A 14,770-nucleotide genomic window follows, 5' to 3' on the forward strand; every position below is an offset into this window, starting at 1 on the left:
TATAGTGAAAATACAAATTAGAAACCAGAGCGTACCTTCGCTCGAAGGAAGGAGAAGGAAGATGGAACCGACCACTTTTGTACTGTTCGGGGCGACAGGAGACCTGGCCAAGCGCAAAATCTATCCTGCCCTTTATAACTTGTTCATCCGCGGCAAGCTGCCGCAAGCCTTCTCCGTCGTCGGTCTCGGCAGAAGAGAATGGACCGATGAAGTATTCCAGGCTGCCGTCGAACGCTCGCTGTATCAGTTTTCGCGAACGCAGCCCGACGACAAGGAAAAGCTGAACGCCTTTTTGGAGGCTTTCCGATACAGCGTGCTCGATATCGGCCGCGAGGAGGACTACCGCAAGCTGCTGGCGCTCGTCGAATCCCGCGAACAAGCGCTGCAAATGCCGCCGAACCGGTTGTTCTATCTGTCCGTCGGTCCCGAGCACTTCGAACCGATCGCCGACAACATCCGCGCGAGCGGGCTCGGCTCCGCCGACGGCTGGAAGCGGCTCGTTATCGAAAAGCCGTTCGGCCACGATCTCCCGTCCGCGCGCGCGCTGAACGCGAAGCTGTCCGAATCGTTCGCTGAAGAAGAAATCTTCCGCATCGACCATTACCTGGGCAAACCGGTCGTGCAGCGCCTCGAATCGCTGCAGCAGGCCAACCCGGTCATCCAGGCGCTCTGGACCAACCGGTACATTGCCAACGTGCAGATTACGGCGAGCGAATCGGTCGGCGTCGAGGAACGCGCAGGTTATTACGATCACGTCGGCGCGATCCGCGACATGTTCCAGAACCATCTGCTCCAGCTGCTCATGATGGCGGCGATCCACCTGCCTTACGACAGCAGCTCCGAGAAGGTTCGTTTTAAGAAGAAAAAGATCATGGAGGCGCTGGTCCCCGTTGCAAAAGAGGACGTCGGCCTGCATCTCGTGCGCGGTCAATATGCGGAAGGGAGCATCGGCGGACAGCCGGTCGGAGGCTACAAGTCCGAGCCGGGAATCGGGCCCGACTCCATGAACGATACGTTTATCGCAGCCCGATTGCGCATCGACAACGGCGATTGGCGCGGGGTGCCCTTCTACATCCGCACCGGCAAGCGCATGAACAAAAAATCGACGCGTATCGTCGTCGAATTCAAGGAGCCGCTGAAGCAAGCTTGGTCGCAAACGGAGGACGGCGTCGCGCCGAACCTGCTCGTGATCGAGATCGGTCCGGGCGAAAGCATCACGCTCAGGCTGAATACAAAGGAAACCGGCGCGCATGGCGGCTTCAAGCCGATTCATATCGACCTTCATTCGACGCCTGCCGATTCTCCCGAAGCTTACGAGAACTTGATCGGCGACGCCATGAAGGGCGATCCGACCTTCTTCGCGCATTGGGACGAGGTCGAAATGTCCTGGGAGTGGGTGCAGCCGGTGCTGGACGCATTTGCGGAAAATACGGTGCCGCTGCGCAGCTACGCAGCCGGCAGCCATGGACCTGCCGAATCTGACGCCTTGCTGGCGGAGGACGGATATCACTGGTGGTACGACGAAGAATCCGAAGCGCTGCCTAAATCCGATAATAAAGAAGGAGCAGATTATGCCTATCACGCAAACCATTGAACAGTTGTCCGTCGATACGATCCGTACGCTCTCGATCGACGCCATCAACGCGGCTAACTCCGGTCACCCCGGCCTGCCGATGGGGGCGGCCCCGATGGCCTATGCCCTCTGGTCCGAGCATTTGAACCACAATCCGTCCAACGCCAAGTGGTTCAACCGCGACCGCTTCGTGCTGTCGGCCGGGCACGGCTCCGCGCTGCTGTACAGCTTGCTTCACCTGTTCGGCTACGGGGTAACCATCGATGACCTCAAGCAGTTCCGCAAGCTGAACAGCAGGACGCCGGGGCATCCCGAGTTCGGGCATACGGACGGCGTGGACGCAACGACAGGGCCGCTGGGCCAAGGGATTGCGATGGCGGTCGGCATGGCGATGGCCGAAGCGCACCTGGCTTCGAAGTTTAACCAGTCCGGTTTTCCGGTTGTCGACCACCATACGTACGCGCTCGTCGGAGACGGCTGCCTGATGGAAGGCATCTCGTACGAAGCGATGTCGATGGCCGGACATATGAAGCTGGGCAAGCTAATCGTGCTGTACGATTCCAACGACATCTCGCTGGACGGCGATCTTAACCTCAGCTTCGGCGAAAACGTGCAAAAACGCGCCGAATCCGCGAACTGGCAATACCTGCGCGTCGAAGACGGCAACGATCTGGCGGGGATCTCGGCAGCCATCGCGGAGGCCAAGGCGCACGGCGATCAGCCGACGCTCATCGAGATCCGCACGATCATCGGATACGGCAGCAAGGCGGCCGGTACCCACAAGGTGCACGGCAACCCGCTCGGTTTGGAGGAAGCAAAATCGACCAAGCAGGCATACGGCTGGCATTACGAAGAGGAATTCACGGTGCCTGACGAAGTTCGCGGACACTTCGAGCTGCTGAAGCGGCAGGGCGCCGCCAAGGAAGAGGCATGGCAAAAGCTGCTGTCCGCTTACGGCGAAGCGCACCCGGTGCTCGGTCAAGAGCTGGCCGGCGCGATTAGCGGCAAGGTAACGCTAGAGGACGGCGATATCCTGTCGTTCGACGCGGCCAAGTCGATCTCGACGCGGGTAGCGAGCGGTGAAGCGATCAACCACTACGTGAAAAAAGTGCCGACGATTTTCGGCGGCAGCGCGGACCTGTCGCATTCGACGATGACCGACATTAAGGGCGAGCCCAAGTTTGCGGTCGACTCGTATGCTGGCCGCAACGTGTACTTCGGCGTCCGCGAGCATGCGATGGGCGCGGCCGGCAACGGCATGGCGCTGCATGGCGGCGTCAATGCCTTCGTCAGCACGTTTTTCGTATTCAGCGACTATCTGCGTCCGTCCATCAGACTTGCCGCGCTGCAGAAGCTGCCGGTCGTCTACGTATTCACGCACGACTCGATTGCCGTGGGCGAAGACGGACCCACGCATGAGCCCGTCGAGCATCTGGCCGCGCTGCGCACGATTCCCGGCCTGACGGTCATCCGCCCGTCGGACGCCAACGAGACGGCCAACGCCTGGGCTTATGCGCTGACCCAGCAGGAGGGACCTGTCGCGCTGATTCTCAGCCGGCAAAATCTGCCGACGTACGAACAGACGAAAGCGAACCGCGAGCAAGTCGCGAAGGGCGCTTACGTCCTGACCGAGACGAATGCGCAGCCGGACCTCATCCTCATCGCCACCGGTTCGGAAGTATCTCTCGCGGTTAACGCGAAGGCGGAGCTCGAGAAGGACAATGTCTCCGTACGCGTCGTGGCGATGCCGAGCCGCGAATTGTTCGACCGGCAGCCGGATGCTTACAAGCAATCCGTACTTCCAGATGCCGTATCAAAACGCTTGTCCATCGAAGCGGGAATCTCGCTCGGCTGGGACCGTTACGTGGGCAAAGAGGGCAAAGTGCTCTCCATCGACACATTCGGGGCATCCGGATCCGGCGGCGCGGTTATGGAATACTTCGGCTTTTCCGCAACGAATGTCGTGCGAATCGCCAAAGAACTGCTATAATTTGTAACGGCAGCCCATCCAAACTTAAAATTAATGGAGGTTTTTGAATCATGAAGTTTTTCATCGATACCGCAAACCTGGCCGACATCAAAAAAGCGTACAAGATCGGCGTACTGTCCGGCGTCACGACGAACCCTTCCCTGGTCGCCAAGGAAGGCGTTAAGTTCGAAGACCGCATTGAAGAGATCCTGAAGGAAGTGCCCGAAGTCGAATCGGTATCCGCCGAAGTCACGCCGGACGCCCTCACGGCAGAAGAAATGATCGCCCAAGCCAACGAGCTGATCAAGATCAACAACAACGACAAAAACATTACGATCAAGCTGCCGATGACGCTGGCCGGTCTCGAAGCTTGCCGTTACTTGACCAAGAAAGGCGTCAAGACGAACGTCACGCTGATTTTCACGGTCAACCAGGCACTGCTCGCCGCACGAGCCGGTGCAACCTACGTATCCCCGTTCCTCGGTCGCCTGGACGATATCTCCGAAGACGGCGTCCTGCTCGTCGCGAAGATTGCGGAGCTGTTCCGCATCCATAACCTCGACGCGCAGATCATTGCAGCTTCCGTCCGCCACCCGGACCACGTAACCCGGGTCGCCATGGCCGGCGCGCATATCGCTACGATTCCTTTCTCGGTCATCGAACAGCTCACCAAGCACCCGCTCACCGAGCAGGGCATGGAAAAGTTCGCGGCCGACTGGAAAAAAGCGGTTCAATAATAAGCGTTAAGCATTCCGATAAAATAGCGTTCAAAAATAGAGAGAGCATGAAGCACGGGAGGATGGGGAAAGATGAGCAAGCAGCAAATCGGCGTGGTCGGACTTGCGGTAATGGGCAAAAATCTCGCCCTTAACATCGAGAGCAAAGGCTTCTCGGTCGCGGTATACAATCGTTCGCCCGAGAAGACGAAGGAACTGCTGGAAGAAGCGAAGGGGAAAAACTTCGTCGGCGCATACAGCGTCGAAGAATTCGTCCAATCGCTGGAGACGCCGCGCAAGATTCTGATCATGGTAAAAGCGGGCAAGCCGACGGACGATACGATCGAGCAGCTTGTACCGTACCTCGATCAAGGCGACATTCTGATCGACGGCGGCAATGCGTACTTTCCGGACACCCAGCGCAGAAATAAGGCGTTGCAGGAAAAAGGCTTCCGCTTCATTGGAGCCGGCGTATCGGGCGGGGAAGAGGGCGCGCTGCACGGTCCTGCGATTATGCCGGGCGGGCAAAAGGACGCTTATGCGCTCGTCGAGCCGATCCTGACGGCGATCTCCGCCAAGGTGAACGGCGATCCTTGCTCGACGTATATCGGCGCTGACGGTGCCGGCCACTATGTCAAAATGGTGCATAACGGCATCGAGTACGGCGATATGCAGCTGATCGGCGAAGCCTATCACTTGCTGAAGGACGTGCTGGGTCTGGGCGCCGGCGAGCTGCACGACATTTTCACCGAGTGGAACAAGGGCGAGCTGGACAGCTACCTGATCGAGATTACGGCCGACATCTTCTCCAAGACCGATCCGGAGACGGGCAAGCCGATGGTGGACGTCATCCTTGATTCCGCGGGGCAAAAAGGAACGGGCAAATGGACGAGCCAAAGCTCGCTCGATCTGGGCGTGCCGCTGTCCATTATCACCGAATCCGTCTTCGCCCGCTTCCTGTCGGCGATGAAGGACGAGCGCGCCATCGCGAGCCGCAAGCTGACCGGTCCGGAAGCTTCGAGCTACGAAGGCGACGCTAAGGAATTCATCGAAGCCGTACGCCAGGCGCTTTTTGCCAGCAAGATCGCTTCGTACGCCCAGGGCTTCGCGCAAATGCGCGCCGCTTCGGACGCATACGGATGGGATCTGAACTATGGCGGCATCGCCATGATCTTCAGAGGCGGCTGCATTATCCGCGCCGGCTTCCTGCAGAACATCAAGGACGCATACGACCGCAATCCGGAGCTGCAAAACCTGCTGTTGGACGAATACTTCGGCGGCGTCGTTCGCGAGTATCAGGGCGCATGGCGAAAAGTCGTCGCTGCGGCCGTAACGAGAGGCATTCCCGTACCGGCCTTCGCCTCTGCACTGGCGTACTACGACAGCTACCGTACGGAGCGTTTGCCGGCCAACCTGCTTCAAGCGCAGCGCGATTACTTCGGCGCGCACACGTTCGAGCGGCTGGACCGCGAAGGCAGCTTCCATTTCCAATGGATCGGCGGCCAGCAATAATCGGATTCGATGGTCGCAACGTGTTGCGTCCGCGTCGTCCTTTCGACGCAATGCCTGCACATATACAGCTAATTATGCCTATGACTGCCCGTTTGGACCGGATAGATGCTAAAGCGCAGTTATTTTCCTCCAGCAGCCCGATTCCCGGTTTGTGCTTTGATTATAACTGCATATTTGCAGGTTTTTTATCCCGATTCGCGCCACGGTGGAAAATGGATGTAAAAATGCAGGTTTTCGACCCGCCAAACATCCGATGAGATCAGGCACGCCGAACACGCTCAAGCGTATCCACGATTCGCCGCCGCCCGAGTCAGGAAGGAATTAGTCACAAAGAAAGCACGCCGCGTTCTCGCGACGTGCTTTTCTGCATGCTCATAGCCTGGGGCGCTCATTCGTCGCTCCCCTCGACCAACACGCTGTATTCGTTCGATTGCGACGCGCCGGCGTGCTCCCGGCCGTTCAGCGCGAACGTAAACCTCGCCGTCAAAAATCCTTCGATGAATTCCAGTATCGTGTTCTCTGGGACGATCACGCGGTAGGCGATTCGTATGGTTTGATCCGGTTCCAACGTTCCCAGCACGGCCGACCCGTCCAGCGAGATCGCGACAGGCGCACCGTCGACCTTGATGCCGTAGCCAGCGAGCCTCGTACCTGCGGGCACGAGTCCTTCAACGACGACAGACGCAGCAGTATTGCCGTTGTTTTTTACCTCGGCACGGAAAACGATCTCGTCGCCCGGGTAAACTTCCGCAGGATCGGCTGCTACCGATATGCCAATCAATGGAGAGACGACAACGGTAATGACGGTACCGGATGCCGTGACCGCTCGCACCGCGCGGCCGTCGTTCAATCGGAACGCATAGATCAGCTGTGCCTGATTCGTATAGGAAGGCAAGATGTCGGCACTGCTGGCGAGCGGCGGGATGCGCGCTTGAAAGGTGACGGTCACGCTGCCGCCCGGTCCGATCGTGCCAAGCGAGATGCCCGAAGCGGGCGAAGCCGAAGAAGCGGGTTGCCCGGCGGCGATCACGCTGCCGACGATAAAAGTCAGCCCGCCGGGCAGCAAATCCTGAAGCGTCGCTTCGATTGCGATCCGTGAAGCGTTGTATGCGACCAGCGTATACGTGATCGGGTCTCCAGGCGCCGCTTGACCCGGGCTTACTGATAACGTCAGAGACACCTCCGGCTTAACGACGACGACAGCGGCCGTGTTCGTGCCGGTCGAATACGATTGACCCGACGACGAATAGGAGACGAGCGCGTTCACCTGCAGGACGCTGCCGTCGGGCAGGTCTCCGACCTGCCCGGCAAATGTAACGACAGCAGACCCGCCAGCGGCAATCGTTCCGACCTCGACGCCGGACAAGAGCGATGCTCCGGGCGCACGGACCTGGTCGACCGTGACGCTGCCCGCCAGGAAGGTCAAACCCTGCGGGAGCGTCACGACGACATTGACGCCGGAGACAGGCTCCGAGCCTTCGTTCATCACGACGACATCGTAATATACAACGTCTCCGGCGAACGTCTGACTCCACCTGGTACCGATCATCGCAGATAACTTGACGCCGATGACCGTTACCGTTACTTCGTTGGACTCCGTCTCTCCGTCGGAAGTTCTGCCGTCCGGGGTCGCGAAAGCGAATGTCGCGCGCGCCCGATTCGAGATCTCTCGCGAGTCGGGAATCGCGGTCACGATAAGCTGGAACGTTACGGCGACTTGCCCGCCCGGCGCGAGGGTGCCGAGCGGGATGCCGGCAGGCGGTTTTGCGCCGGGCAGCGGCATGCCGTCGAGCAGAACCGAGTTCGAAACGAGGGACGTGCCGGCCGGGAGCGGATCGTACAGCACGGTATCGGCTGGCGCATTGCCCGCATTGGCAACGGTCAGGCGGTACACGATCGTGGATCCGAGCTCGGCCTTTGCAGCGTCCGTCGTCTTGCTGACGGAGATCGCCGGACCGTAAAGCGGAATCGAAACGACGTTGGAATAAGTGACGGACGGATTAGGCCCCGACGTGAACCGGACATGCGATTGATTGCGCAAATACGGATCCGGCAGGAGGGGCGTCATAAAGTTACGACCCTGACCTGGAACGTAACGGTGACGGTAGCACCGGCCGCGATCGGGCCGATTACGATGCCCGTATTCGGGTTGGCTGCGGGCCGTGCGATGCCGTCGACCGTGACGCTGCCGCTAACGAATACCGTGCCCACGGGGACGGGGTCGACGATGACGACATTGTTGACGGTCTCTATCCCGCTGTTCTCGACCAGGATCGTATACGTGATGACGTCGCCTACGATGGCATCGACCGCGTTCGTACTCTTGGTAACGACGACATCCGGCGCGGACACCGGAATGATCAGCGTATTCGATGCTGCGGTTCCGTTGAGCACACGGCCGTCCGGCGGCGAATACGTGTAGGTCGCCGTCGCCTGATTGGACAACTGCTGCGGAGAAGGCAGCGCGTCAACGGTCACCTCGAGGTTGACGGTTACGTTCACGGAAGCGCCTGGAAGCACCAGGCCGACGGGCACGCCGTTCGACGGATCTACGCCCGGCTGCGGCACGCCGTTTACCAGGACGCTGTTCGGCACGAAGACCGTACCGGCAGGAATCGTATCCGTCACCGTCAGATCGGCCGCCAAGTTGCCGGTATTGGTAATATTGATGCTGTAGAAGACCGTATCGCCTACGGTCGCGTTCGTCGTATTCGCGGACTTCAGCATGCCGATGATGGGCTGGAAGACCGGCGTTACAACCGTATTGGAGAACGTCGTTGCAGAGAACGCGCCGGAGGTGAAGCTGACGGATGCGCGGTTGCTGAGCGTATTGGGGACCGGCAGCGTTGTGACATTAATGGTAAACGAGACGATAACCGTCGCGCCTGGCGCGATCGAACCGAGCGAGATGCCGGCCTGCGGGTTCGCGTTCGCCCGCGGCACGCCGTCGACCACCACGCTGCCGGAGACGAAGACAGCGCCGGTCGGCGTCGGATCGCTCAGCAGCACGTTATTGACATTTTCGATGCCGTTATTTTGCACGGCGACGGTATACACAAGATTGTCGCCGACGACGGCATCGGTCGCAGAGGCGGCTTTTACCACGCCGACATTCGGCGCGCTGACCGGAACGACAAGCAGGTTCGAGAGGAACGAACCGCCGAACGCCCGCCCGTCCGGAAGCGTATAAGCGTACGTAGAGGATGCCTGGTTCGAGAGCAGTTGCCCGGGCGGCAACGAACCGACAACGACAGAGAAGGTGACCGTTGCCGTCGTGGCGACGCCGGGTACGAGGATGCCTGCAGAGGGATCGGCGCCGGCAGCCGGCTGTCCGTTGATCAACACGCTGTTCGGTACGAGCGTGGTTCCCGCCGGGATGTTGTCCGTTACCGTAACGTTCGCCGGATAGTTCCCCGTATTCGACAGCGCGATCGTATATGCGACGGTATCGCCAACCGTTGCGTTCGCCGTGTTGGCGGTCTTGACTGCCGATAATATCGGTATATAGACCGGCGTCGTGACGGTATTCGAAAAGGTGACGCCGGAAAACGCGCCTGAAGTGAACGTCACCGTCGACTGGTTGGATAACGTCTGCGACGGCGGCAGCGAAGTGACCGTCACGTTAAAAGCCACCGTAGTCGTCGCACCGGAGGCGATCGTCGTAATGCTGACGCCTGTCGCCGGATTTGCCGCCGGACGGGCGACGCCGTCGACCGTCAGCGATCCAGGCACGAATGCCGTTCCGGGCGGGAACGGATCGGTGAAGATGACGTTGTTTACGCTGGCGATTCCGTTATTCAAGATGACGGTCGTGTAGGTGACCGTATCGCCGAGCGTCGTCGAAGTCGTCGGCGTGCTCTTGGATACGGCGACATTGGGCGCGGATACCGGAATCGTGACCGTATTGGATTGGACGGACCCTGTCAGCGTGCGCGAATCGGGAAGCGTAAACGAATACGAAGTCGTTCCTTGATTGACAAGCTGCTGCGGTGACGGCAGCGTGGTGATCACGACCGAAAACATGACGGTGCGGGTTCCGCCGGCTTCGATCAGGCCTAGCGCGATACCGGTCGACGGATCGGAGCCTGGTATCGGAAATCCGTTGATGATGACGCTGTTCGGCACAAAAGTGGTACCGTCCGGCACATTGTCCGTCAAGGCCGTCGTCGCGGGATAATTGCCCGTGTTCGACACGACGAGCGTATAAGTTACCGTATCGCCTTCCGTCGCATTGGACGTGCTGGCCGACTTCGTAGCCGAGATCGACGGCTGGTAGACGGGGGTGGAGACTGTATTCGAGAACGTCGTCCCTGAGGATGCGCCGGAGGAGAAGCTCACGGAAGCTTGGTTGCCGATCTGCGCAGGACTCGGTACCGAGACGACATTCACGCTGAAAACAACCGTCGAGGTGGCGCTTGGCGCAATCGTGCCGAGCTGAATGCCGCTCGACGGCACCGCGGCAGGAGCGGCAACGCCGTTGATGATAACACTGCCCGCCACGAATGCCGTGCCGGCGGGAACCGGGTCGGTAAAGAGCACATTGGTGACCGCGGCGATGCCGCTGTTCAATACCGTCGTCGTGTACGTCACCGTGTCCCCAAGCGCAACGGACGTTGAGGGCGTCGTTTTCGAGACGGTGACGTTCGGTGCGGAGACAGGGAACGTGACCGTATTGGACGTTACGTTCTGGGTGATCGTACGGCCGTCCGGCGGCACGTAGGTTAGAACGGCAGAAGCTGTATTGGACAGCTGCTGCGGCGACGGCAGGGATGTGACGACGACGGCGAAGGTGACGACGACGGTCTGCCCGGGCACGACGACGCCGAGCGGTATAGGCGTGGTCGGGGTGGCGCCGGGCTGCGGAACGCCGCCAACGATGACGCTGTTGGGGGAGAATGTGGTGCCGGCGGGGATCGTGTCGGTGACGGTGACGCTTGCGCCGAAATTGCCCGAATTGGTGACGTTGATCGTATAAACGATCGTATCGCCGACCGTTGCATTGCTCGTATTTGCGCTTTTGACGAGCGCGATCTGCGGCTGGTACACGGGAGTGACGGTCGTATTCGAAGCCGACGTGCCGGAGAAGGCGCCGGACGTGAAGCTGACCGTCGATTGGTTGGTAATTTGAGACGGTATCGCCATCGTGATGATCACCTCGAATGTGACGGTAGCCGAAGCGCCGGGGGCCAAGGCTCCAATTATAATGCCGGATGTCGGATTCGCTAGCGGCCTCGCGGCGCCGCCCACAAACACGCTTCCGGACACTAACGAGACGTTTGCCGGAAGAGGATCGCTGAATACGACGTTGTTCACCGCAGCGATGCCGTTATTGGTAACGACAGCGCTGAAAGTCAGCGTGTCGCCGACAATGCCCGACGCCGGCGCGACGGCTTTGACGACGCGCACGTCGGGCGCGGAGACCGGAACGGACAGGATATTGGATACAGCTGACCCTGGGATCTGCCTGCCGCCGGGCAGCGTGTAGGTATACGAGGCGGAGGCTTGATTGTCCAGTCGTTGGGACGCCGGCAGCGCGTTGATCGTGACGACAAAGCTTACGACGACCGTCTGCCCGGCACCGACGGTGAGCGGAATGCCCGTGACGGGATTGACGCCAGGCGTCGGAACGGCCCCGACGATGACACTGTTGGTCTGAAACGTTAGACTGGACGGCAGAATGTCAGTAATCGTCGTTTGCGCTGCGGTGTTGCCGGAATTGGCGACCGTGATGAAATAGGTGAACGTGTCCCCTACGGTCGTGCGTGTCGCACTGGCCGTTTTCACCATGGACAGCGCGGCCTGAAACACGGCGGTGACGGTCGGCGCGGAAGCTGAAGTGCCCTGGAATGCCCCTGACGTGAACCCGACTGTCGCTTGATTGGACAGTTGGGCCGGATTCGGCAGCGATACGACGGTCGCCTGGAAAACGACGGTGACGGGCGTACCGGGACTCAACGTGCCGAGCGGGACGCCTGCGAACGGATTCGCGGTCGGCTGCGCCACACCGCCGATCGTAAGACTGCCTGGCACAAAATTGGCACCAGTCGGAACCGGATCCGTCAAGACTGCATTCGTCACCGGCTCGATCCCGTTGTTCGTCGTGACGATCGTGTAGACGAGCGTATCGCCGACCGCCGCGTTCGCCAGATTAACCGACTTCGTTACGGATACGTTCGGCGCGGAGGCCCCGATCGTCACCGTATTGGACACCGCCGAACCGATCAGCGACCGTCCGCTTGGCAACTGGTAAGTATAGCCCGCGGCGCCTTGGTCCACCAACGTCGGCGGAGAAGGGAGCGAGTTAAGCAGCGTCCGGAAGGTCACGGACACGGAAGCGCCGGTCGCGACCGAGCCGATCGCAATGCCCGTTAGCGGCGAAGCGGAAGGCTGGGATGCGCCGCCTACGGTGACGCTGCCCGCGACAAAGGTGGAGCCTGCAGGGATATTGTCGGTCAGCGTTGCCTGTGCGACTGCGATATTGCCTGAATTCGCCACATTTAGCGTATATAGAATGGTGTCGCCCACCGTGGCGTTCGTATGGTCCGCGCTTTTTGCGACGGTAACGATCGGCTGGTACACCGGCGTCGTTATCGTGTTGGACAGCGATTGGCCATTAAAGGTGCCGGAACTGTAAGAAACGGATGACTGGTTGTTCAATTGCGCCGGGCTCGGCAGCGAGACGACTCGTGCCTGGAAGCTCACGGTAACCGTGGAACCGGCTGCCAGCGTGCCGAGCGCGATGCCGCTGGCAGGCGAAGCGGCAGGGATCGACGTCCCGCCTACGACGACGCTCCCGGCTACAAACGTCGTTCCGGCAGGGACCGCGTCGGAGAGAATCGCGTTCGATATCGCTTCGGTGCCGTTGTTGGCAACGGCCGACGTGTACGTAAGCGTCTCGCCCACCGCGACGTCCGTCAGATTTGCGCTTTTGACGACAGACACGTTCGGCAGCTTCACCGGTACGGTAACCGTATTGGAGGCCGCGGAACCGGATACGGTTCGCAGATCCGGCGGCTGGAACGTATATGTGGTCGTCGCCTGATTGACGAGCTGCGACTGGGCGGGCAGCGCATTGACGCGCACCTGGAAACTTACAGTTGCGGTAGCGCCCGCTGCGATCGTACCGATCGCTACGCCGTTCGCCGGATTTGCGCCCGGAACGATGACGCCGTTCAGACGGAAGGTGTTCGGCTCGTATGCCGTGCCGGCCGGGATATTGTCAAAAAACGTCGTGGTCGCGGCGGCATTGCCCGAGTTTGCGATCGAGACCGTGTACGTCACCAGACTGCCGACCGTCGCGTTGGCCGTACTCGCAGTCTTGGTCATCGTGAGCACCGGCGAATACACGGGAATCGTGTATGAATTCGACGGAATGACGCCTGAAATGATCGAACCGCCGGCAACGCTCTGGAACGTAAAGGCGGCATTCGCGACGTTGGTCAACTGCTGCGGGCTCGGCAGCGAGGTGACTTTTGCCTGATAGGTCGTCGTGATGGAAGTGCCAAGCGCCAGCGACCCGAGCGATACGCCTGTCGTGATGTCGAAGGTCGGGCGCGAGACGCCCGCCACGACGACGCTGCCCAAGACGAAGGTCACGCCGGGCGACAGGGCGTCGGTGAGCACGACGCTTGCCGCGCTGGCGGTTCCGGCGTTGCTGACCGTGACCGAGTACGTCACAGTATCGCCCACGATCGGCCCTGTTACATTCGAGCTCTTGGATACCGTAATGATCGGCGCGTTGATGTCGACCTGGATCGCGTTGCCGTTCAAGACATAGGCGTCGCCTGAGGTCGTCAGGCTGAGGACGGCCGACGACTGGTTATTCACCAGACGCGCGGATATGTCGACGTTGGTGATATCCCAGCCTTGACGTCCGCCGACGATATTCGTGCCGGGCGCACCGTTGACAGGGTTTCGCGTGCCAAACGTGCCCGTCGTGTTCAGCTGTCCGAGATCGTTGTTGATCTGCGAAGCAAAGAAATTGGCCGCAAAGTTATTGGGCCCGGACAGCGCAACGAGCGAGGAGGCCGTCGGGCCGAATAACGCCTGGTCGCCGGTCCGGTTCGCGTCTCCCTCCTGGGCGCTGAAAAGCGCCCGTCCGCCGAGCGAGCCAGAGATCGGCGTAGCGAAGCCGGTAAGCGTCGTATTGACAGGACCCGACGTCGCTTGCACGAGTATCGCCCCTGCCCGCAGCGACAAGTTGCGGAAGGGCAGCGTCGGATTCTGATAGATGACGCCAAGCGTCCATCCCGCATGATTGGCCGTCGAGTCGCTCGGAATGACGATCGTGCCGACAACGCCGGCGGTAACGTAAGTACCGGCGCCCCCCGCTTGTATTAGCGAGGTGACATTGTTTGAGCGCACGTAAGCTAACGCGCCGTTGCCCAGATCGACCGAGTTGGCGGTCGCCGAGTCGGGCGAGATGCTGAACGTGCCTGCCGGCGTCGTCAGGCTGACCGGATTGTTGATGGCCGCGGTCAAATTAACCGTGCCGTTGACATAAGTGCCGCCCCAGATCAGCTCCGCATACAGCACGGTGCTTCCGGCGGGGAGAACGAGGACGGCGGCCGAACTGTTGACCAGATAATTGCTTGTCGTGCCAACCGGATAAGTGCCATACTGCGAAGCGGCGCTCGTCGTCGTAAAGGCCCCGATGCTGTCGAGCGTACCCGGGACGCCTGCCGTGTCGGAACGGCTAAGTCCGAGCGTGTTGCCGGTGAACGTAATGGCGCCCGTCGCGTTGAAGGTCGCCCGGACGATAAGCGGAATTGGGAACACCTCCTCTCCGTCCCATAAGCGATGACAATGCGCGCTTACGGGCGCGCATTGCGCATTATTTGAACTATATGAAGGAAGCCAGGGAGATTTGTTCGTCCGACGATAAATTTTATCAAGGCGTGCGAATCCCGATTCGAAGTTGCTGATGCGGAAAAGTCCATATAGCTGATTTTCCATTTTTTCGATTATAATCGAGTAATTATGACAAGATTTTCATTGGTT

General features: G+C 60.0%; 6 protein-coding genes. 4 read left to right on the plus strand and 2 right to left on the minus strand.

Annotation, left to right across the window (positions count from 1 at the left end; translation table 11 throughout):
* The first annotated feature begins 61 nt into the window (after positions 1-61).
* The 4 genes from zwf to gndA all read left to right on the plus strand — a co-directional run bounded on the left by zwf (position 62) and on the right by gndA (position 5,770).
* Positions 62-1,594, plus strand: a complete 1,533-nt coding sequence (gene zwf / locus ACFSR7_RS29830) for a glucose-6-phosphate dehydrogenase (RefSeq protein ID WP_378167942.1) — start codon at positions 62-64, stop codon at positions 1,592-1,594.
* On the plus strand, positions 1,578-3,563 hold the full coding sequence (tkt, locus tag ACFSR7_RS29835; RefSeq protein WP_378168207.1) for a transketolase: 1,986 nt from the start codon (positions 1,578-1,580) through the stop codon (positions 3,561-3,563). The genes zwf and tkt overlap by 17 nt, the downstream gene beginning before the upstream one ends.
* A gap of 50 nt (positions 3,564-3,613) precedes the next feature.
* Positions 3,614-4,279, plus strand: a complete 666-nt coding sequence (gene fsa / locus ACFSR7_RS29840) for a fructose-6-phosphate aldolase (protein WP_090115946.1) — start codon at positions 3,614-3,616, stop codon at positions 4,277-4,279.
* A 72-nt stretch (positions 4,280-4,351) separates the two neighbouring features.
* Entirely contained in the window at positions 4,352-5,770 is a 1,419-nt protein-coding gene (gene gndA, locus ACFSR7_RS29845) for an NADP-dependent phosphogluconate dehydrogenase (RefSeq protein ID WP_378167943.1), read from the plus strand.
* A 388-nt stretch (positions 5,771-6,158) separates the two neighbouring features.
* Here the strand turns inward: gndA and ACFSR7_RS29850 are convergent, their stop codons facing one another.
* Together ACFSR7_RS29850 and ACFSR7_RS29855 are read right to left on the minus strand one after the other, a co-directional pair.
* On the minus strand, positions 6,159-7,838 hold the full coding sequence (locus tag ACFSR7_RS29850; RefSeq protein WP_378167945.1) for a hypothetical protein: 1,680 nt from the start codon (positions 7,836-7,838) through the stop codon (positions 6,159-6,161).
* The gene (locus ACFSR7_RS29855; RefSeq protein ID WP_378167947.1) at positions 7,835-14,548 is read right to left on the minus strand and encodes a DUF7507 domain-containing protein; all 6,714 of its coding nucleotides are present in this window, start codon (positions 14,546-14,548) and stop codon (positions 7,835-7,837) included. The genes ACFSR7_RS29850 and ACFSR7_RS29855 overlap by 4 nt, the downstream gene beginning before the upstream one ends.
* Positions 14,549-14,770: the final 222 nt, after the last annotated feature.

The organism is Cohnella sp. GCM10020058, assembly GCF_042683485.1.
Taxonomy (GTDB): domain Bacteria; phylum Bacillota; class Bacilli; order Paenibacillales; family Paenibacillaceae; genus Cohnella.

What these genes read in the sequence shown, in the direction of transcription:
- fsa (WP_090115946.1), top strand. Translation starts at nt 3,614, where the DNA reads ATGAAGTTTTTCATCGATACCGCAAACCTGGCCGACATCAAAAAAGCG.
- zwf (WP_378167942.1), top strand. Translation starts at nt 62, where the DNA reads ATGGAACCGACCACTTTTGTACTGTTCGGGGCGACAGGAGACCTGGCC.
- gndA (WP_378167943.1), top strand. Translation starts at nt 4,352, where the DNA reads ATGAGCAAGCAGCAAATCGGCGTGGTCGGACTTGCGGTAATGGGCAAA.
- ACFSR7_RS29850 (WP_378167945.1), bottom strand. Translation starts at nt 7,838, where the DNA reads ATGACGCCCCTCCTGCCGGATCCGTATTTGCGCAATCAATCGCATGTC.